Origin of the sequence: Flavobacterium sp. KACC 22758, assembly GCF_028736135.1 — a bacterium.
In the GTDB taxonomy this organism is placed as follows: Bacteria; Bacteroidota; Bacteroidia; order Flavobacteriales; family Flavobacteriaceae; genus Flavobacterium; species Flavobacterium johnsoniae.
Map to the genome: position 1 here is coordinate 1,356,312 of NZ_CP117878.1, position 22,234 is coordinate 1,378,545.

Below are 22,234 nucleotides of genomic sequence, written 5' to 3' on the forward strand. Positions count from 1 at the left end.
AAATAAATCTATGTTTCTATGTGTTTGAAAATATTATCCAACTTGGCAAAACAATAAAATTACTTTTTAATAAGTTTTACGCTTTACAGGATTCTCTCAGAATTTTATAAAATATGGCGGAGTTGTTACATAAAATCCAAAAATAGAATCGTTTTGCCCTGCGATATTTTTATCTTTGTGATCTGAGTTTTTTCAGAAAATATTTTTATAAAAAGCACCATTTAACATGTTGACCCAATCTCATTTAGATCAATTAGCCAGCGAACTCGAAGGCACACTTTTGTACGATGATCTTCATAAAACACTTTATTCGACAGACGCATCAGTATATCGGATTCGGCCAAATGCGGTGGCTTTGCCTAAATCTACGGCAGATATCAGCAGGTTAATTCGCTTTGCGGCGCAGCATCATATTTCGGTTACGCCAAGAACAGCCGGAACTTCACTTGCGGGACAAGCAGTTGGAGATGGACTTGTGATTGATGTTTCGAAAAATTTCACAAAAATATTAGGTTACAATGCCGAGAAAAAAACGGTTACGGTTCAGCCAGGCGTAATTCGCGATGAATTGAATTTGTATTTGAAACCGCACGGCGTATTTTTCGCTCCAATTACGTCAACTTCAAACCGCGCGATGATTGGCGGCATGGTGGGAAATAATTCATCTGGAACCACTTCGATTCGGTATGGTGTTACGCGTGATAAAATTGCCGAGGTAAAAGCGATTTTAAGCGACGGAACAGAAGTAGCTTTTGGTGAATTGACTTCGGCAGAATTTATCGAGAAAACCAAAGGCGATTCTTTAGAAAATAAAATCTACAAAAGCGTTTACGACGAACTTTCGGTAAAAGAAAATCAGGAAGAAATTATAAAGGAGTTTCCAAAACCGGAAATTCACAGACGAAATACAGGTTACGCCGTTGATATTTTGTTGAAATCAGAATTATTTGGCGGAACTGAACCCACAATCAATCTTGGAAAATTACTTTGCGGAAGCGAAGGAACACTGGCTTTTACAACCGAAGTGACGCTGAAAGTAGACGATCTTCCTCCGCCTCACAGTATTATGGTTGTTGGACATTATCATACCATTCAGGAATCTCTAGAGTCGGTTGTCGTGGCAATGAAACATCATTTGTACACTTGCGAAATGATCGACGATACGATTTTAGATTGTACGAAAACGAATCGTGAGCATATTAAAAACCGTTTCTTTTTGGTTGGAGAACCAAAAGCGATTATGTTGTTTGAAGTGGCTTCTCACACTTTAGAAGATGCCGAAAAACAAGCCGATGCTTTGATTGCTGATTTAGAGAAAAATAATTTTGGTTATGCGCGAGTAAAAATCTACGGAAATGATATTGACAAGGCCAACGAACTAAGAAAAGCAGGTCTTGGACTTTTGGGAAGTATTGTAGGCGATGATAAAGCTGCCGATTCTATTGAAGATACAGCGGTTGAGTTAAGTGATTTACCAGCATATATTGCAGAATTTTCGGCGATGATGTTACGTCACGGACAGGAAGCGATTTATTATGCGCATGCCGGTGCGGGAGAACTGCATTTGCGTCCGGTTTTGAATTTGAAGAAAACATCTGACCTAAAATTATTCAGAACCATTGCAACAGAAGTGGCACATTTGGTGAAAAAATACAAAGGTTCGCTAAGTGGTGAACATGGAGACGGAATCGTGCGCGGGGAATTTATTCCGTTTATGATTGGTGACAAGAATTACGAATTGCTGAAAAGAATCAAATTAGCATTTGACCCGAATTCGGTTTTAAATATCGGAAAGATTGTCAACGCCTTGAAAATGGACGAAAACCATCGTGTAGTTTCAGGCAGGGTAGAACCGGATATTAAAACGTTTCAGGATTTCTCAGACAGTTTAGGAATTTTGCGTGCTGCCGAAAAATGCAACGGTTCTGGCGATTGCCGAAAAATGCCATCGGCAGGAGGAGCAATGTGTCCGAGTTATCGTGCGACCAGAAATGAGAAAGAAACCACTCGTGCGAGAGCAAATGCTTTAAGAGAATATTTGACGTATTCTGAAAAAGAAAACAAATTTGACCAGAAAGAATTATACGAAGTTTTTGAGTTATGTGTAAGCTGTAAAGCCTGCGCAAGCGAATGTCCGAGTAATGTTGATGTTGCAACTCTAAAAGCGGAGTTTTTATACCAATATCAAAAAGCAAACGGATTTTCGACTAGAAACAAGATTTTTGCCAACAACGCCAAATTGAACAAAATGGGAAGCAAATTCCCGTCGATTACGAATTTTGTTTCGAATCAGTCTTTCGTGAAAAAAACAATGGGAATTGCAACGGAAAGACAAGTTCCGTTATTGGCAAAAAAGACTTTTAGAAAATGGTATCAAAATCATAAACCTGCAACATCAGATTTTCCAAACGGAAGATTGTATTTGTTTGTAGATGAATTTACAAATTATTACGACGTAAATATCGGGATTGATGCTTTTGAATTATTGACGAAATTAGGTTACGAAGTTCTAATTGTAGATCATGAAGAAAGCGGAAGAACGTATCTTTCAAAAGGATTTTTAGAAGAAGCTAAGAAAATTGCCAATCACAACGTAAATATTTTTAAAGATTTGATTTTGGCAAATGCACCTTTAATTGGAATTGAACCTTCGGCAATTTTGACTTTTAGAGATGAATATCTTCGTTTAGCCGATGATAAAGAAGCAGCAGAAAAACTATCCCGAAATGCTTTTACAATTGAAGAATTCTTTAAAAAAGAAATCATAGACGGAAAAATAACTCCAGATTCTTTTTCTGAAGAAACGAAAGAAATTAAGATTCACGGACATTGTCATCAGAAATCTTTAAGTTCTGTTGAAGCTACTTTCGCAATGCTGAATCTGCCTAAAAACAATACAGTTACGATTTACAATTCCGGCTGCTGCGGTATGGCGGGCTCTTTTGGCTACGAAAAAGAACATTATCAGGTAAGTATGCAAATGGGAGAGGATACACTTTTTCCAAAAGTACGCAGCACGGCTGAAAACGTAAAAATCGCTGCTGCAGGAACAAGCTGCCGTCATCAAATTTATGATGGAACAAAGCGAGAAGCACAACATCCAGTTAGTATTTTGAGAAATTGTCTGCGTTGAGAAATGGCTCACTGATTTTACAGATTGAACGGATTAACACAGTTTTTAATCATTCTGTTTGCTTAATTTTTTTTTATAACCCTGCGTTAATCCGTTCAATCTGTAAAATCGGTGGGCAAAAAAAACAATCTGCACAAACCAGTTAAATCTGTACAATCCGCGGGCAAAAAATATTCACGTAAAACAAAATCGTTTTATATATTTGAAATAAGGATATTTTTTGCATTATTTGCAAAATAAAACAAAAACGACTGAATTAAATTAATTTATAACAGTAAAACATATATGGCATTATCAAGTTTATTCCGAAAGAAAACAGTACAGGATATTCTGAAGCAGGTTGCTCAGAACGAAACAGACGGTCATAATGCCTTAGGAAAACATTTGACAACTAAGGATTTAACAGCCTTCGGAATAGCAGCAATTGTTGGAGCAGGAATTTTCAGCACGATTGGAAAAGCCAGTGCAGACGGCGGACCAGCTGTAATCTTTTTGTTCTTATTTACTGCTTTGGCTTGTAGTTTTGCTGCTTTTGCTTATGCAGAATTTGCTTCGATGGTTCCGGTTTCAGGAAGTGCTTATACATATTCTTATGTCGCTTTTGGAGAATTAATAGCATGGATAATCGGCTGGGCTTTAATTATGGAATATGCCGTTGGAAACATTACCGTTGCCATATCGTGGAGTGATTATTTTACCGGACTGCTCCAGAGTGGCGGTATTCACCTCCCGCAATGGATTCAGATGGATTATTTAACCGCTTCAAACGGTTTTAAAGATGCCGAAGCTTTAATGCGAGGCGGAAAATCATTCGAAAATTTAAGCACTGCTTTACAACAAGCCCATACTGCCTGGACAACAGCACCAACAATAGGATCTTTCCATTTTGTAACTGATATACCGGCTTTATTTATCATTATTTTGATTACAGCTTTAGTGTATAGAGGAATGAAAGAATCTCGTAACGCCAGTAACTTAATGGTTGTGGTAAAACTTTGCGTAGTACTTTTAGTAATTGCAGTTGGGGTATTTTATGTAGATACAGCAAACTGGGATCCGTTTGCTCCAAATGGAGTTGGAGGGGTTTTAAAAGGAGTTTCGGCTGTTTTCTTTGCCTATATTGGTTTTGATGCAATTTCTACAACTGCCGAAGAATGTAAAAATCCGCAGAGAGATTTACCACGCGGCATGATGTGGGCTATTATTATTTGTACAATTCTTTATATTGCCATTGCGTTGGTTTTAACCGGAATGGTAAAATATCACGAATTAAATGTTGGAGATCCTCTTGCATTTGTTTTCGACAAATTAGACCTAAAATGGATGTCAGGAATTATTGCTGTGAGTGCAGTAGTGGCAATGGCAAGTGTTTTATTGGTTTTTCAAATGGGACAGCCTCGTATCTGGATGAGTATGAGCCGTGATGGTTTATTGCCAAAGAAATTTTCTACAGTTCACCCAAAATTCAAAACTCCGTCTTTTGCTACAATTGTAACAGGTTTTGTAGTAGCGATTCCAGCGTTATTCTTAAACCTAACAATGGTAACTGATTTATGCAGTATTGGGACGTTATTTGCCTTTGTATTAGTTTGTGCAGGAGTTTTAGTGTTGCAAAACAAACCAGAAATTCCAAGAGGAAAATTCAAAACGCCTTATATCAATTCAAAATTTATTCTGCCCGTTTTAATGATTGCCGGATTGTATTATGCTTTTGCATTCAACAATAAAGCAACAATGGCGTTTATCAATAACGATCCGCAGATTTATGATGCGACTTCAATTGTTACTTCTTTAGATAAATCAGAATCAGAGCAGGTTTTTAAATATTTAGAAAGTATCGAAGTAAATAATAAAACTGCAGAAACTTCAGATTTAGAGCATTTATTAGGACAATACCAAGACGACGAAGTAAAATATGCTGAGGTGGTAAAAGGTTTGCCAATTGCTGATTCTGCAAAATACGAATCAGGTTTTAGTTTATTCAAACACAAAATTCCAATGTGGATATTCCTATTCGTTTTAGTTGGATTAGCTGTTTGGGCTTTTAGAAGAAACTTGTCTTTAATTCCGCTTTTAGGATTAATCTGCTGTCTGTACATGATGGCCGAATTAAGCGTTTGGAACTGGATTTATTTTACAGTTTGGTTAATCATCGGATTACTGATTTATTTTGGCTACAGCCGAAATAATAGTAAGCTAAATGTAGCCAAAGTTTAAATTAGAAATAAAAAGTAATAAAAAAGCCGTTCTGAGATTAATCAGAACGGCTTTTTTTATGAAAAAAATCCGCTTAGAGAAATCTCCAGCGGATTCAAACAACTAATAAAAAATCTTGCAAATTTATTTATAAAGAAGTGTTTGCTTTTATAGTGATCAAATTTTTTTGTTTAAAATACCCCGTTCCGATGGAACTCAATTTTGGGACATTTCTATCCTTTCAACGGATTAAAATCCGTTGTTACAAAACAAATAATTTTTACGGAATTTTACCAGAGTTCCATCGGAACGGTTATGCTGTAGGGATGGATTTTAATCCGTCCCAGATCAAAAATTAAACCAGCGTAAACCCGTTAAACCTGTAAAACCCGTGGGCTGGAAATTTTTAATATTCCAAGTTCAATCATACATCGTTTCATCATTTCGTAAGTACGGTCAATATCATTATCCAAACCAATAGAAAAACGAATCAAACCATCTGTTAATCCCATTTCTTTTTGTTCTTCAAGCGGAATTTCACTAGAAGTTGAGGTTCCAGGCGCGCTGAATAACGTTTTGTAAAAACCTAAACTTACTGCTAGATAACCTAAATTTCGGGCTTGCATTAACTCCATTAATTCATTGGCTTTTTCCAAAGTACCAACATCAATCGTCAGCATTCCTCCAAAACCGTATTCAGGATTAATCATTGTTTTGTACAATTCATGACTTGGATGACTTTTCAACCCAGGATAAACTGTTTTCAAACCATCTTTCTCAAATTGATCTGCCAAGAAATGCGCATTATGACTGTGCTGTTTAATTCTAATATGAAGCGTGCGAAGATTTTTCATCACACTTGCAGAACGCAGACTGTCCATTGTTGGTCCTAAAAGCATACTTGCGCCAGAATTTACGTTTTTCAAAGCGTTGATAAATTCTTTCGACGCACAAGTTACACCGCCAACTGTATCACTGCTTCCGTTAATGTATTTTGTTAAACTATGAATCACAATATCGGCCCCCAATTTTGCAGGAGAAACAGAAAGCGGTGAAAATGTATTGTCGACAACCAATTTCAAATTGTGTTTTTTGGCAATTTTAGCCAAACCAGCAATATCAGCTACTTCTAATAACGGATTACTAACAGTCTCGCAATACAAAACTTTCGTTTTTGGCGTAATTGCAGCTTCAACAACATTCAGTTTTGTAATGTCAACAAAGCTCGTTTCAATCCCAAATCTTGGTGTAAAGTTTTTCAGAAAAGCATATGTTCCGCCATAAATAGTTCGGCTTGAAACGATATGGTCGCCAGCACCGCACAATTGCAATAGAGTAGGCGTAATGGCTCCCATTCCAGATGCAGAAACATTTGCTGTTTCAGTTCCTTCCATTGCTGCCAAAGCCTGATCGAGATATAAATTACTTGGCGACGAATGGCGAGAATATAAATAACAGCCTTCCATATTTCCTTCGAAAGTATCAAACATAGTTTTAGCCGAAAGAAAGGTATAAGTCGAAGAATCAGAAATCGACGGATTCACACCGCCAAATTCTCCAAAGTATTGCAAATCCTGAATTTTATCTGCTGGGTTAAAGTTTTTCATTTTTATGTCATTGCGAGGAACGAAGCAATCTCATCCTCTAGTTAGTATTAATGTTTAGGAGCTATTTCCTGCTATCCGCTGTATCTTTTATGGTGAACCCCACCATAAAAGGATGCCGTTTCTATCAGGGCTAGGGCACTCCTTTTCAGAAGAAATTATATTCAAAATAAAATCTAATTAGAAAATTAATCAATATTAAAATGAATAATTAGATTTTAAAACTATAAAAATATGTTATTAATGATTTTTAATCTAAATTTGATTCATATAAAGCATTTAAATAGATTTTCTATCATTTAGATAAACTATCAACAATTAACCAAAACCATCAACTATAATGGCTTTAGACGCTACAGATAAAAAACTCTTGGTTTTACTACAAACCGATAGTAAAAAAACAACCAAAGAATTATCCTTAAAACTTGATCTTTCTGTTACAGCGGTATATGAAAGAATTAAAAAGTTAGAACGCGAAGGAATAATCAAAAACTACGTCGCGTTAGTCGATAAATCCAAAATCGAAAAAGGATTTGTAGTTTTCTGTCATTTAAAACTCATTCAGCACACAAAAGAATTCTTAACCAAATTTGAAAGTGAAGTCATCAAACTAAATGAAGTTTTAGAATGCCATCATGTAAGCGGCGATTACGATTATATTTTAAAAGTTCTGGTAAAAGATATGGAAGCGTATCGCGAATTTTTAGTAACTAAACTTACTTCATTGCAGCATATTGGAAGTACACAAAGCATGTTTATGATTAGTGAAGTGAAGAATTCGACGGTGATTTCGTTCTAAGATACTAAGTTGCTAAGGTTCTGAGATTCTAAGGTTTCTTTTTTAATCTCGCAAAGATGTGAAGTCGCAAATTTTTAATTGAATTGCCTCCAGCTTCAGCTGGAGGTTTTAGAATTATGCAGAAAAAGGCTTTAGCCAAATCTTAGTCAGTTTGGCTAAAGCCTTTCGTAATGACATTATTCTCCATCCAGCTAAAGCTGGACGCTATTGATTCAACACTTTTACAAAAAACTTCGCGTCTTTGCGAGACTAAAAAAACAAAAACTTTGCGAACCTTCGCGTAATTCTTAGCGCTCTTTGCGGTAAAACTTAAACCCAAAATTTCACGCAAAAAACATTGAAAATTAAACTTTAAACAGAACTTTATTGCTTAATTTTGTAACCGCTAAAATAAAAACAAAATACTATGAGTTCATTTGACGTAGTCATTATAGGTTCAGGTCCTGGAGGATATGTATCAGCAATTCGTTGCGCACAATTAGGTTTCAAAACTGCAATTGTAGAAAAATATAATTCATTAGGCGGAACTTGCCTTAACGTAGGTTGTATTCCTTCAAAAGCATTATTATCTTCTTCTCATCATTATGCTGAAATTGCTCATTTTGCAGATCACGGAATTGAAGTTTCCGGCGATGTAAAAATCAATTTAGAGAAAATGATCGCACGCAAGCAAGCTGTTGTAGATCAAACAGTAGGTGGTATTAACTACTTAATGGAAAAAAATAAAATTACTGTTTTTAATGGTTTAGGTTCATTCGTAGACGCAACTCACATTGCTGTTGCAAAAGTTGACGGAACATCAGAAACTATCGAAGCAAAATATACTGTAATTGCTACAGGATCAAAACCATCTTCTTTACCATTCATCAAAATTGATAAAGAAAGAATTATTACTTCTACTGAAGCTTTAGCTTTAAAAGAAGTTCCAAAACACCTAGTTATTATTGGTGGTGGAGTTATCGGAATCGAGCTTGGACAAGTTTATCTTCGTTTAGGAGCTCAGGTTTCTGTAGTTGAATTCATGGACAGAATCATTCCTGGAATGGACGGAGCTCTTTCTAAAGAATTGACTAAAGTATTGAAAAAACAAGGAATGAAATTCTATGTTTCTCACAAAGTAAAATCAGTAGAAAGAAACGGCGATGCTGTTATAGTTCAGGCTGAAAATGCAAAAGGAGAAACTATTACTCTTGAAGGAGATTATTCATTAGTTTCTGTTGGTCGTCGTCCTTACACAGACGGATTAAACGCTGACAAAGCTGGAGTAAAAATTTCAGACAGAGGACAAGTTGAAGTAAACGATCATTTACAAACCAGCGTTCCAAATATCTACGCAATTGGTGATGTTGTTCGCGGCGCGATGTTAGCACACAAAGCAGAAGAAGAAGGAGTAATGGTTGCTGAAATTTTAGCAGGTCAAAAACCACATATCGATTATAACTTAATTCCTGGAGTAGTATATACTTGGCCAGAGGTTGCTGCAGTTGGACAAACTGAAGAGCAATTGAAAGCAGCTGGAGTAAAATACAAATCTGGAAGTTTCCCATTCAAAGCATTAGGACGTGCAAGAGCAAGTGCCGACTTAGACGGATTCGTAAAAATCCTTGCTGACGAAAAAACAGATGAGGTTTTAGGAGTTCACATGATTGGTGCTCGTACAGCAGATTTAATTGCTGAAGCGGTTACTGCAATGGAATTTAAAGCTTCTGCTGAAGATATTTCAAGAATGAGCCACGCACACCCAACTTTTGCCGAAGCGGTAAAAGAAGCAGCATTGGCAGCTACAGAAAATAGAGCTTTACACGTATAATTTTACGTTAAATCATATTTCAAAAACCATCAGAGAAATTTGATGGTTTTTTTAATTACACCATTTTTAAAAATAAGAGTAAAAATTTTGAGCCAAAAAATGTAAACCTGAAGAATAATTTTGTAAATTAGATATAGATTTCAGGTGCTATCTTTATGATAATTAAAAAGATAGTATTATGAAAAGTAAATATATAGTTCCAGTTTTGATTGGAGCAGGAATTGGTCTCGCATTGTATTCTTGCGGAGGAGGAATTCCAGAGAAAGCAAAAGCTCTAACAAACTTTGACAGCGCAAAATATCTCGGAAAATGGTACGAAATTGCCAGATTAGATTATAAATGGGAAAGAGATTTGAACAATGTAACAGCCGAGTATTCTTTAAACGAAGATAAAACTATAAAAGTCGATAATAAGGGCTATAATGTCAAAAAAGACAAATGGGAACAAAGTGTCGGGAAAGCTAAATTTGTCAAAAAAGACAACATTGGTATGCTAAAAGTCTCATTTTTTGGTCCTTTTTATTCTGGTTACAATGTCGTAGCAATCGATCCTGATTATAAATATGCACTTGTAGCTGGAGAAAGTTTAAAATATATGTGGATACTTTCCAGAGAAAAAACAATTCCGGAAAGTGTAAAAGCAGATTTTCTTATCAAAGCTCAGGAAATTGGATACAAAGTAACTGATTTGGTTTGGGTAAAACATGATAAGTTGAATTAAATAAAAAACGCCGATATTTTTAAATATCGGCGTTTTTTATTTTTATCTGTATGAATCAAGGAGTAAATACAGTTTTATAATTATCCCAATATCTGTAAATCAAAAATAAATTTCCAAGGAAAAGCAATACAGCAATTGGCAGACCTTCTGGCGCAAGGAAATAATTAATAAACAAAATATTGATTGTAATAGGTAAAATCAGAATATTTGCCAAAGTCACAAAACGACCTGTAACAAATGAAAGACCACAAAGCAATTCAACTGTTTTTGCCAAAGGCAATAAATAAGTCGAAGCAACTAATCCCATATTAAATGCCTTAAAATTACCTGTTGTTTCTGGTTCCGGCGCGAGTTTAAAAAAGAACGAAATTGAAGCAAACAGCAAAAGAAGGCCGATTAAAACGCGGACAATGATAGTAGCAATTTTCATAATACTTAGAATTTAAAATAGGTTAAATGATATAATTAGTGGGTTGAAAACGCAAAATCTATATTCATCAATCAAAACTGAAAATTTATTTAAGCCAGCTTTTTTTTGAGAATTTAACAATCAATAATATTCTATTTTGGGATTAGTTTAATGCTATATCAAATATAATGATTTTTTTTCTTACTAAAATGTTGTATTTTAACAGTTTTGATTATTTTTTGAAATATTTTCTATAAACAAAATAACCTCCAATACCAATCAATATAAACGGCCACAGATTAAGGAAAAATATAAAGACTGCTTCAATAATATATAGGCCGTTTTTTAAGGCATCTAAAATCTGAATTCCTAAATTAGGTCTATAGCTGCTGCTGTCTTTTTCGCTTGCCGTTACGTCCTGTTTTATTGTTTGGTTTTGATAAAGCTGTAAAGTAATTGTGCTGAAATTAATCTGATCTTTTAAAGAAAGATTGTTTACTAAAGCATTGTCGCCTGCTTCTTTTTGATTTGCCAATGTATTTTCGGCATCAACAATATCATTTACTTTTTTGCCTTTATTGTCAATTGCTTTTTCTATTCGGCTGGCACTTTCGCTGTTTCGTTTTTGCGAAAGCTGATTACTTAAAAGTTTTAAAGAGACATCATCTGCTTTAATAACTCTAAAATCCAAAAAGTCAATTTGTCTCGCAATTGTTTTAATCACTGTATCCAGCTGCGTATTAGGAACTCGGATTGTGATATTATTTTCTACTGTAAATTTAGTTGTTTCCACAGTGCTGTCCTGACTGATTTTAGTGCTGATCTGGCCCTGAATATTGCTTTGCAGATTCGTATAGGTTACAAAACCTCCAAATTTTTGAACTGCATTTTCGATTGCATAAGTTGATTTTACAACATTTTTGACTTTAAATTTAAGATCTGCAGTTCTGATAAATTTTTGTTTACTGTCTTTGTTTTCGACTGTTGCAGATGATGAAACTGCTGTGCTGTCTGCTGAGGCATAATCAGCTGTTGATTTTCCTGCCGCATAGGCATTTTCAGCAGATGTATTTTCGGCTTTTTTACAGGAAAAAAGCAGCACTATGATGGCTAAGCCGGTCAATCCTAATTTTACAATTGTTTTCATAAAGGTTAAAAATTTGATTAAAATGAACGTTTGTTGGTTAAAGGTTTCTAATTGTGTAAAATATTTCATGAATCGATTCAAAAACGATATACTAAAAAGCGTGCCAATAATTTTAAGATATTCTTTTTATCGAAGGATTTTTTTTGTTGTAATTTTGAAGTTTAAAAAATATCATTTTTGAGAGTTTCTATTCATAAACATATTTCAAATCCTTTTGATTTTAAACAGCAGCTATTAAGCTGGTCACAGCAGTTTCGAGAGGTTGTTTTTCTGGAAGGCAATGGCTATCCTGAGCAATATTCAAGTTTTGACTGTATTCTTGCTGTTGATGCTTTTACATCAATTAAAACTGATTTTCATAATGCATTCGAAGATTTAAAACAATACCAGCAAACCACTAAGGACTGGTTGTTTGGCTATCTGTCGTATGATTTAAAAAATGATATTGAAGATTTAAGATCCAACAATTTTGACGGATTAGAATTTCCGGATTTGTTTTTCTTTCAGCCCAAAAAAGTATTTCTGCTTAAAGGAAATGAACTGGAAATACAATATCTGCTTTTTTGTGATGATGAATTTGAAGATGATTTTAATGAGATAGTTGAAAGTCAATCCCGAAGCTTCGGGACAAAAGCTGAAAGTTCTGCACCTTTAAAAATTGAACAGCGTATTTCAAAAGATTTATACGTAGAAAAAGTAAACCAAATGCTTCATCATATTCATATTGGTGATATGTATGAAGCCAATTTCTGTATGGAATTTTATGCTGAAAATGCTGTTATAGATCCTCAGGAAAAATTCAGAAAACTAAATGAAATTTCGCAGGCGCCATTTTCGGTTTTCTTTAAAAATCATAAACATTTTCTGCTTTCGGCATCGCCGGAACGCTATTTAAAAAAAGTTGGAGAAACTATTATTTCCCAGCCCATAAAAGGAACTTCAAAAAGAGCTGCAGACCCTGTAGAAGATGAAGAGTCAAAAGCCACGCTGGCTTCAGATGAAAAAGAACGTGCAGAGAATATTATGATAACTGATTTGGTACGGAATGATCTTTCGCATACAGCTCAAAAAGGTTCTGTTGAGGTAAAAGAACTCTGCGGTATTTATTCATTTCTGCAGGTGCATCAAATGATTTCGACTGTTGTTTCAAAATTAGATAAACAATATTCAGCTGTAGATGTTTTAAAATCTACTTTTCCAATGGGGAGCATGACTGGAGCACCAAAAATTTCGGTAATGAAAATTATTGAAAATGTGGAAGAAACTAAACGTGGACTTTACAGTGGTGCTGTAGGATATTTTACGCCAGAAAGTGATTTTGATTTTAATGTGGTAATTAGAAGCATATTATACAATCAGGAAAAACAATATGTTTCGTTTTCAGTAGGAAGCGCCATAACATCTAAGTCGGTCCCTGAAAAAGAATACGAAGAATGTTTACTGAAAGCGAGAGCAATGCACGAAGTTTTGCGATAATTTTTTTCGCTGCTAATGGCACGAATTTGCACGAATTACTTTTTTACCATAGATTAAAAAGATTTACACAGATTTTTTAATCATTTTAATCCTTTAATCTGTGGCTAATTTTAGTGCCTATATTTTTTAAAGGGAAAAATTTGTGGAAATTTGTGCAATTCGCGGCAGAAAAAATCCGCTTAACATTTCATTTAAAAATAGATCGAATTTAATTTTTTACTTTTATCGAATGCTTTCAAAATTTCAAAATCATATCGTATCCAGATTTCCTTTCTTAAAACAGAAAAAGCTTTTTCTGGCTGTAAGCGGAGGATTAGACAGTATGGTTTTACTGCATTTGTTTAAGCAGTTAAACTATGAGATTGCTGTTTTACATTGTAATTTTCAGCTTAGGGGATTGGAAAGTTTTGGCGATCAGGAATTTATTCAAAACTATTGTGATAAAAATAACATCAAAATTTTTACTACTCAATTTGATACTCAGGCGTTTGCAGAAGATTACAAGCTTTCGATACAAGTTGCGGCAAGAGAGCTTCGATACAGTTGGTTTTATGAGCTTTTAGAAGAAAAACACTTCGATTATCTCTTAACAGCCCATCATGCCGATGATAATCTGGAAACTTTTATCATCAATTTAACCCGTGGAACCGGATTAGACGGCTTAACCGGAATTCCGGAACAAAACGATAAAATTATTCGTCCATTACTTCCATTTTCAAGAGAAGAAATTTTAAAATACGCTCAGGATAATAATATCGAATGGCGTGAAGACAGTAGTAATGCTTCGATTAAATATGTTCGAAATAAAATTCGTCATGATTTAGTTCCGGTTTTAAAACAAATCAATCCTAATTTTTTGGATGCTTTTCAAAAAACACAATCTTTTCTGCAGGAATCAAAAGAAATGGTAGAAGATGCTTCGATTGTGATTTATCAGCAAGTTGCGAAAGAAGCCGGAGACGACATTCATTTCGATTTAAACCAGCTAAAAAAACTTCCAAATTATAAATCATATTTGTATCAATGGCTGAATGAATTTGGATTTTCGGCATGGAAAGATATTTATGATTTGGTTGAAGGACAATCTGGAAAACAAGTTTTTTCAGATGAATTCAGACTGCTTAAAAATCGCGAAATTTTGATTTTGACTCCAATTTCAGAAACATCAGAAAAAGAAGAATTCGAAATTTATGAAAACGATACAGAAGTTAATTTTCCCTTAAAAATGACACTTTGTAACGTAGGTCACACAACATTCGGTTCAAATAGAACTATATTTGTCGACGCTGAAAAAATCCAGTTTCCTTTGAAATTACGTAAATGGAATGAAGGCGATGTTTTCCAGCCATTTGGAATGAATGGTAAGTCTAAAAAAGTAAGCAAACTTTTTAAAGACGAAAAAATGTCCCTGATCGAAAAAGAAAAAACATGGATTTTGTCTTCTGATGATCAAATAGTCTGGATTGTTGGAATTAGACAGGACGAACGTTTTAAAATAAAAAATACCACAAATAAAATACTTAAAATAGAATTGCAATAATGAACTTTAATCAAAATCATCGAGCGATACTTTCAAGAAGTATCTGGAATAAAATAACCGCCTTTTTACTGCTGTTCTTTTTTACTTTGGCAGGAAATGCTCAAATTTTAGAGCCTGTAAAATGGACTTCTAAAATTGAGAAAAAAGGAAACAATGCCGTCTTAATTTTTGATGGAACAATCGAAAAAGACTGGCACATGTATTCGCAGTTTACACCAGACGGCGGACCTCTTGCACTTGAAATTTCTTTTAAAAACCAAAAAGGAAACTACGAATTAGTTGGAAAAGCAAAAGAAGGGAAAACGAGAACGGCTTATAATGACGTTTTTGGAGTAGATGAAACTTTTTTTGAAGGAAAAGCACATATTGAACAAGAAATAAAAATCATTAATCCGAATTTAAAAACGGTAGATGTAGATTTTGATTTTCAGGTTTGTAAAGAAGTTTGTATCAATTCAAGCAAGAAATTCTCGATTGCTGTTCCTTCAACTTTTAAAATAGATGAAGCCCTTCCTGTTGTGTCAGAAGCAAAATTAGACGAAACAAAAACGGCTGGTTTAGCAGTTGATACTATTAAAAAAGAAACAGCTGCAACTGAAGACCACACTGTAAAAGCTGAAAATGAAGCGAAAGGAGACATTCCGGCTCCAGCACCAGCAAGAAGTTTATGGTCAATCTTTTTTATTGCATTTTTATCTGGATTTGCTGCTTTGTTAACACCTTGCGTTTTCCCAATGATTCCTATGACGGTTAGTTTCTTTACAAAACAAAGTAAAAGTCGTGCAAAAGGAATTAGAAATGCTATTATTTACGGACTTTCTATTATTGCAATTTATGTAATTTTAGGACTTATAGTAACTAAAATATTTGGTGCCGATGCCTTGAATGCATTGTCTACAGATGTTTGGTTTAACCTGATTTTCTTTGTAATCTTAATCATTTTTGCTACTTCATTTTTGGGTGCTTTCGAAATTATGCTTCCAAATTCTTGGGCAAATAAAGCAGATCAACAGGCAGATAAAGGCGGGTTGATCGGGATATTATTCATGGCTTTGGCTTTGGCAATTGTATCATTCTCTTGTACAGGACCAATTGTGGGGACTTTATTGGTTGAAGCAGCTTCAAACGGAGGAATTGCTCCCGTAGTTGGAATGCTTGGTTTTTCATCCGCATTAGCGCTTCCATTTATGTTATTTGCTATGTTCCCGGGCTGGTTAAATTCACTGCCAAAATCTGGCGGATGGTTAAACACCGTAAAGGTAGTTTTAGGGTTTTTAGAATTAGCTTTAGCATTTAAATTTTTATCAAATGCTGATTTAGTTCTTCAATTGCATTTCTTAGAAAGAGAAGTTTTCATCGCAATATGGATTGCAATTTTTGGAGCTTTGACTTTATATTTATTCGGAAAAATAACTTTGCCTCATGATAGTCCAACGCACCATATTTCGGTTGGAAGATTGTATTTAGGATTACTTACTTTAGTGTTTACAATGTATTTAATTCCTGGACTTTGGGGAGCACCGTTAAAATTAATCAGCGCATTTCCACCGCCGCCGCAATATAGCGAAAGTCCTTTTGGAGTAGGAGGTTCTGGTAACGGAGCTGTTTCTTCAGAATCAATAAAAGGACTTCCTGAAGGTGCAGAATTAGGTCCGCATGGTATTATGGTTTTTCATGATTATGAAGATGGATTAGCTTATGCAAAAGAAATTAAAAAGCCAATTATGCTCGATTTTACAGGTTATGCTTGTGTAAACTGTAGAAAAATGGAAAACAATGTTTGGTCAGAACCAACAATTCTTCCAATTCTAAAAAATGATGTGGTTTTGATTTCGCTTTATGTAGATGATAAACGTGAATTGCCAAAAGAAGAACAATTTGTTACTAAATCCGGAGATAAAATCATTACAGTTGGAGATAAATGGACTGATTTCATGATTTCTAAATATAAAACAAATACACAGCCTTTATATGTGATTACAGATTTAGAAGGAAACAATTTAAATGCTTCTAAGCCAACAATAAGTTATGTAAGCGCAGATGAATATTTACATTGGCTGAAAGAAGGAATTTCTAACTTTAAATAATCATTTAAGAATTAAGAATTAAGAATTAAGAATTAAGAATTAAGAATTAAGAATTAAGAATTAAGAATTAAGAATTAAGAATTAAGAATTAAGAATTAAGAATTAAGAATTAAGATTATAGTTAAAAATCTAAAAAATAAAAGGGATTTAATTCAAAGCAAAAAGCACTCTAAATTTATAGCTTAGAGTGCTTTTTTATTTAAGGGAAAAAGGGGAAAATTAATTCTTATAAGAACTCTCCGTGTTGAGAAATATCTAATCCTAACTCTTCTTTTTCTTCAGTAACTCTTAGAGGAGTAATTTTATTTACTACAAAGAATAAAATATAAGAACCAACAAAAGCGAAGATTGAAACAGCAACTAAAGCAGTTAACTGGTTGATGAATAAAGTAGGAGTTCCGAAGATTAAACCTTGATTGTCACCAACAGCAGGGTTAATAGCTTTTGAAGCAAAAACTCCAGTTAATAACATACCTACCATACCACCAACACCGTGACAAGCAAATACATCAAGAGCATCGTCGATTTTTCCTTTAGGGAATTTACTAACTACTAGGTTACTCACAATTGCAGAGAATAAACCAATGAAGATTGCGTGAGAAATGCTTACGAAACCAGCAGCAGGCGTAATAGCAACAAGACCTACAACTGCACCAATACAAGCTCCAAGAGCAGAAAGTTTGTGTCCTAAAATTTTATCAAGGAAAACCCAAGCCATTGCAGCAGCAGCAGCAGCAACTGTAGTTGTTCCTAAAGCCTGAGCAGCAAGACCATTTGCTCCTAATGCAGATCCGGCGTTGAAACCAAACCATCCAAACCAAAGTAAACCTGTTCCTAATAATACATAAGTAATTCTTGCAGGGTTAACTTTTTGAATTTTTCTTTTTCCTAAGAAAATAGCTCCAGCCAATGCAGCCCATCCAGCACTCATGTGTACTACTGTACCTCCGGCAAAGTCTAATACTCCCATTTTAAAGAAAATTCCATCAGGATGCCAGGTCATGTGAGCAAGTGGTGTGTATATGAATAAGATAAATAAAACCATGAATAACAAATAAGCCCAGAAACGTACACGTTCTGCAAAAGCACCTGTAATTAAAGCAGGAGTAATGATAGCGAATTTTGCCTGAAATAATGCGAATAATATAAAAGGAATAGTTGGTGCAAGGCTCCATGCAGTGTTAGTTCCAACTCCTTCAAAGAATAAATTATAAGTTGGATTTCCTATAATTCCTCCAATAGTAGGTCCAAAAGCAAGTCCAAAAGCAACAACAGTCCATAAGATAGTAACAATTACCATTGCCATAAAACTTTGAAGCATAGTACTAATTACGTTTTTCTTACCTACCATTCCTCCGTAGAAAAATCCTAATCCTGGCGTCATTAACAAAACAAAAGCAGTTGCAACGATCATCCAAGCTGTATCTCCTGTATCAAATTTTACAGCTTCAGCCGGAATTGGGTTATCGGCAATGATGAAATTTGATATAAAGGTTAGTACCAAAATAGTGATAAGAATCACACTTAAAATAATTTTTCGCATAGTTATTTAGTTTTAAAATTTTTGATAAAAGTATAAAATCATTTAATACCCCATAAAAAAATAGGGGTTGTTGTTTAATTTTTGTTAAATTTAAAATTTAACCCCTATGATTTTGCGTGAATTTCTTAAAACAAACTTAAAATTTACATTTTGGCAGCATTTTTTTTTCACTTACTGTCATTTTTGATAATTTTTAGGGTAATTGGTTGCTATTTTTTGTAGGATAATGGATATTTGTTGTTTAATAGCGTCTTGATTTTTGTAACGAAGAAGTTTTTTTTAAACTTTTTAACAATTTTGATGATTATAATTTAAGAATGGAAAACAGAAAAATTAAATGGGGAATTGTGGGGCTTGGAAATATTGCACATCAGTTTGCATCAGATTTGTTGTTGATCGAAAATGCTGAGTTGACGGCTGTTGCTTCCAGAGATTTTTCTAAAGCTGAACTGTTTGGAGAAAAGTTTAATGCATCAAGAATGTATAATTCGTATGATTTGCTTTTTGAAGATTCAGAAATTGAAATCGTTTACATGGCAACTCCTCATAATTCGCACGCCGAATTGACAATAAAAGCCTTAGAGAAAGGAAAACATGTGCTTTGCGAAAAACCAATGTCGTTATCTTTTCAAGATGCGCAAAGAATGATCGAAGCTTCGAGAAAATACAATAAGTTTTTTATGGAAGCTTTTTGGACGAGATTTATTCCTTCGGTTCAGGATGTTTTGCAGAAAATTAATAACGGAATTATTGGAAACGTAAACTATATAAAAGCTGATTTTGCTTTTCACGGAAGTGAAACAGAAAACAAAAGGCTTTTTGACAAACAATTAGGCGGCGGCGCATTATTTGATATTGGTGTTTATCCTTTATTTCTGTCTTATATACTATTAGGAAAACCAAAAGAGATCGCAGCAAAAGCAGTTAAACATAAAAATGATATTGATCTGCAGACTTCTATGATATTACAATACGAATCGGCACAATCGGTTTTGCATGCTTCTATTGTTTCAGAATCTGATATGAAAGCGGTTATTTCTGGAACAAAAGGAAGAATAGAATTAAATGCTCCGTGGTTTATTGCTGATGGTTATTCTTTATTTATAAATGAGAAAAAAGAAGCGGCTTTTACGCTGCCTGCTTTAGGAAAAGGATATTCACATGAAATTATCGAATGCCACCATTGTATTTTGAATAATGAAATTGAAAGTAAACTTTGGTCACATCAAAATTGTTTGGATTTGAGTGAGATAGTGGAGGAAGTTAAGAATAAATCATAATCAGTAAAAATCAATATAATACATCCATTCACCAGTTTTTCTATTTTTAGCAAAATAGAAGTTACCGCTGTCAATGATATTTAAGTTTGCTTTTTCATCAGAAGAAATTTGAAATACAAATTCATAATCTTCGCCAAAATCAATTCCTGACTGACGATAGCTTGCATATCCTCCAATTTTATGACCATTCCTGTTTTCAAAAAAATCATAATAAGAGTCAATAGCGCCAGAGTCTTCCAGTTCCAGTATTTTGTCTGTGATTTCATCTGAAATTCCGGAAGCATCTTCCCAAACCGGATAATCTTCTTCAATTAATTTATTAGATAAAGGAAAAGCTTTTATAAACGATACATCATTTTGTAAATCCTTTATAACAATTTTATCTGTGTTTTTGTATTCGCGCAAAACCCAATTATTTCCGTTAGGCGTTAAATCCATTGGGAAATCCTGAGATATAAAAACGGTAATAATTTTTGTTTCTTTTAAAATGTTGGGTACAAAAGGAAACTGATCGAAATATAATTGAAATAAAGGAAGCATTAAGTTCCCTTTTTGATCTAATGGAATTTGTTCGTTTTCATTATATAAATAAACTTTTCCAATCCAGCTTTCAGTAATTGAATTAGTTGGCTTGAACCCGCCAGCTATAAATTCTGTCGCATTTTTTGCCAGTACATTTTTTATTTTTTCTATTTCATCCATTGTCACTGATTTTAAAAGAAAAGTAAATTTAAATATATTCTCTAAGTTAAAAATCTATTTTTGTAAAAATAAAAAGTAATAAAATATTTACAAATATAATTAGATTTATTTCTAATTGTAATACTTTTACTCTTTAATAATAGATGAGTTTTTATGTTAGTAAAAGTTTACGGAAGTGCCGTTTTTGGAGTTGAGGCCACAACCATTACAATTGAAGTGCATATGGATAAAGGAATTGGTTATCATTTAGTTGGACTTCCGGATAATGCCATAAAAGAAAGCAGTTATAGAATTGCAGCAGCTTTAAAAAATAACGGATTAAGTTTTCCGGGAAAAAAAATCACTATAAATATGGCGCCTGCTGATCTTCGAAAAGAAGGTTCTGCGTATGATTTACCGCTGGCGATGGGAATTTTAGTGGGTTCAGACCAGATAAAAGCGCCCGAAATTGAACAGTATATTATTATGGGCGAACTTTCTCTTGACGGAAGTTTACAGCCTATTCGCGGTGCATTACCTATCGCTATAAAAGCAAAAGAGGAAGGTTATAAAGGTTTTTTCCTACCGATTCAAAATGTGAAAGAAGCAGCAATTGTATCTGATTTAGATGTTTACGGAGTTTCTAATTTACAGGAAATAATTGATTTTTTTGCTGGAAAAGGAACTCTCCAGCCAACGATAATTGATACCAGAGCTGAATTTTACAAAACTCTGGATTTTCCTGAGTTTGATTTCTCTGACGTTCGCGGGCAAGAAAGTATAAAACGCTGTATGGAAATCGCTGCTGCTGGAGGACATAATATTATTTTAATTGGTCCTCCTGGTGCAGGTAAAACAATGCTCGCAAAACGAGTTCCGAGTATTTTACCGCCTATGACATTACGTGAAGCGCTTGAAACCACTAAAATTCATAGTGTAGCCGGAAAACTAAAAGAAGTTGGGTTGATGAATCAAAGACCATTTAGAAGTCCGCATCATACAATTTCAAATGTCGCATTGGTTGGAGGAGGAAGTTATCCGCAGCCAGGAGAAATTTCGATGGCACATAACGGTGTTTTGTTTTTGGATGAACTTCCGGAATTTAAACGAGATGTTTTAGAAGTAATGCGACAGCCGTTAGAAGACCGTGAAGTAACTATTTCGAGAGCTAAATTTACGGTGACGTATCCGTCATCGTTTATGCTGGTGGCAAGCATGAATCCGAGTCCGAGTGGATTTTTTAATGATCCAAGTATGCCAAATACTTCTTCTCCGCACGAAATGCAGCGTTATATGAGTAAAATTTCCGGTCCGCTTTTAGACCGAATTGACATTCATATTGAAGTTACACCTGTTCCGTTTGATAAATTAGCAGACGACCGAAAAGCCGAAAGCAGTGTAGAAATTCGTAAGCGCGTAACTGCAGCACGCGAAATTCAAACTAAACGTTTTGCCGATGTAGAAAATATCCACTACAATGCACAAATGAGCAGTAAACTAATCCGTGAGTTTTGTGCCTTAGACGAGCAGTCAAAAGAACTGCTTAAAAACGCAATGGAACGTTTAAATCTTTCTGCCCGAGCTTACGATAGAATTCTGAAAGTAGCACGCACAATTGCCGATCTAGACAATTCAGAAAATATAATTTCGCAGCATATCGCTGAAGCAATTCAATATCGAAGTCTGGATCGCGAAGGATGGCTGGGATAAATTAATTTTAGATTTTAGAATTCAGATTTTAGATTCGAAGCATTATAAAAAAACTTTGTCAAAGTTCTAAACTTTGACAAAGCTTCTCGAAATGGCAA

General features: G+C 34.4%; 15 protein-coding genes. 10 read left to right on the top strand and 5 right to left on the bottom strand.

The window, feature by feature from the left end:
• Nucleotides 1–226: 226 nt before the first annotated feature.
• Together PQ462_RS05735 and PQ462_RS05740 are read left to right on the top strand one after the other, a co-directional pair.
• Entirely contained in the window at nt 227–3,133 is a 2,907-nt protein-coding gene (locus tag PQ462_RS05735; protein ID WP_274252693.1) for an FAD-binding and (Fe-S)-binding domain-containing protein, read from the top strand.
• Between the two features lie 285 nt (nt 3,134–3,418).
• Complete coding sequence (locus tag PQ462_RS05740) at nt 3,419–5,350, top strand: amino acid permease (protein WP_274252694.1); 1,932 nt, start codon at nt 3,419–3,421, stop codon at nt 5,348–5,350.
• A 353-nt stretch (nt 5,351–5,703) separates the two neighbouring features.
• Here PQ462_RS05740 and PQ462_RS05745 read toward each other — a convergent pair whose 3' ends face one another.
• Nucleotides 5,704–6,936 (bottom strand): aminotransferase class I/II-fold pyridoxal phosphate-dependent enzyme, encoded by a 1,233-nt coding sequence (locus tag PQ462_RS05745; RefSeq protein WP_274252695.1) that lies wholly within the window; start codon nt 6,934–6,936, stop codon nt 5,704–5,706.
• A gap of 337 nt (nt 6,937–7,273) precedes the next feature.
• On the opposite strand from PQ462_RS05745, the gene PQ462_RS05750 reads away from it, so the two are divergent.
• The 3 genes from PQ462_RS05750 to PQ462_RS05760 all read left to right on the top strand — a co-directional run bounded on the left by PQ462_RS05750 (nt 7,274) and on the right by PQ462_RS05760 (nt 10,263).
• On the top strand, nt 7,274–7,732 hold the full coding sequence (locus tag PQ462_RS05750; protein WP_274252697.1) for an Lrp/AsnC family transcriptional regulator: 459 nt from the start codon (nt 7,274–7,276) through the stop codon (nt 7,730–7,732).
• 406 nt (nt 7,733–8,138) lie between these two features.
• The gene (lpdA, locus tag PQ462_RS05755) at nt 8,139–9,542 is read left to right on the top strand and encodes a dihydrolipoyl dehydrogenase (protein WP_274252698.1); all 1,404 of its coding nucleotides are present in this window, start codon (nt 8,139–8,141) and stop codon (nt 9,540–9,542) included.
• Between the two features lie 178 nt (nt 9,543–9,720).
• Nucleotides 9,721–10,263 carry a lipocalin family protein gene (locus PQ462_RS05760; RefSeq protein ID WP_274252699.1) on the top strand — a complete coding sequence of 181 codons (543 nt, stop codon included), beginning with the start codon at nt 9,721–9,723 and terminating at the stop codon, nt 10,261–10,263.
• Between the two features lie 55 nt (nt 10,264–10,318).
• Here PQ462_RS05760 and PQ462_RS05765 read toward each other — a convergent pair whose 3' ends face one another.
• Together PQ462_RS05765 and PQ462_RS05770 are read right to left on the bottom strand one after the other, a co-directional pair.
• Nucleotides 10,319–10,693 carry a DoxX family membrane protein gene (locus tag PQ462_RS05765; RefSeq protein ID WP_012024202.1) on the bottom strand — a complete coding sequence of 125 codons (375 nt, stop codon included), beginning with the start codon at nt 10,691–10,693 and terminating at the stop codon, nt 10,319–10,321.
• A 211-nt stretch (nt 10,694–10,904) separates the two neighbouring features.
• Complete coding sequence (locus tag PQ462_RS05770; protein WP_274252700.1) at nt 10,905–11,819, bottom strand: DUF4349 domain-containing protein; 915 nt, start codon at nt 11,817–11,819, stop codon at nt 10,905–10,907.
• Nucleotides 11,820–11,996: 177 nt separating this feature from the next.
• Between PQ462_RS05770 and PQ462_RS05775 the strand changes: the two genes are divergently transcribed.
• From PQ462_RS05775 to PQ462_RS05785, 3 genes are all read left to right on the top strand, one after another.
• Nucleotides 11,997–13,295: an anthranilate synthase component I family protein gene (locus tag PQ462_RS05775; RefSeq protein WP_274252701.1), complete on the top strand. Its 1,299-nt coding sequence runs from the start codon at nt 11,997–11,999 to the stop codon at nt 13,293–13,295.
• A gap of 229 nt (nt 13,296–13,524) precedes the next feature.
• Nucleotides 13,525–14,835, top strand: a complete 1,311-nt coding sequence (tilS, locus tag PQ462_RS05780) for a tRNA lysidine(34) synthetase TilS (RefSeq protein WP_274252702.1) — start codon at nt 13,525–13,527, stop codon at nt 14,833–14,835.
• Entirely contained in the window at nt 14,835–16,922 is a 2,088-nt protein-coding gene (locus PQ462_RS05785; RefSeq protein WP_274252703.1) for a protein-disulfide reductase DsbD family protein, read from the top strand. Before tilS ends, PQ462_RS05785 begins: the two co-directional genes overlap by 1 nt.
• 226 nt (nt 16,923–17,148) lie before the next feature.
• Here PQ462_RS05785 and PQ462_RS05790 read toward each other — a convergent pair whose 3' ends face one another.
• The gene (locus tag PQ462_RS05790) at nt 17,149–18,465 is read right to left on the bottom strand and encodes an ammonium transporter (protein WP_012024207.1); all 1,317 of its coding nucleotides are present in this window, start codon (nt 18,463–18,465) and stop codon (nt 17,149–17,151) included.
• A gap of 317 nt (nt 18,466–18,782) precedes the next feature.
• Here PQ462_RS05790 and PQ462_RS05795 point away from each other — a divergent pair, with 317 nt between their 5' ends.
• The gene (locus PQ462_RS05795) at nt 18,783–19,745 is read left to right on the top strand and encodes a Gfo/Idh/MocA family protein (protein ID WP_274252704.1); all 963 of its coding nucleotides are present in this window, start codon (nt 18,783–18,785) and stop codon (nt 19,743–19,745) included.
• Here PQ462_RS05795 and PQ462_RS05800 read toward each other — a convergent pair whose 3' ends face one another.
• Complete coding sequence (locus tag PQ462_RS05800) at nt 19,746–20,447, bottom strand: DUF1963 domain-containing protein (RefSeq protein WP_274252705.1); 702 nt, start codon at nt 20,445–20,447, stop codon at nt 19,746–19,748.
• Between the two features lie 153 nt (nt 20,448–20,600).
• Between PQ462_RS05800 and PQ462_RS05805 the strand changes: the two genes are divergently transcribed.
• Nucleotides 20,601–22,136, top strand: a complete 1,536-nt coding sequence (locus PQ462_RS05805; RefSeq protein WP_274252706.1) for a YifB family Mg chelatase-like AAA ATPase — start codon at nt 20,601–20,603, stop codon at nt 22,134–22,136.
• Nucleotides 22,137–22,234 lie beyond the last annotated feature (98 nt).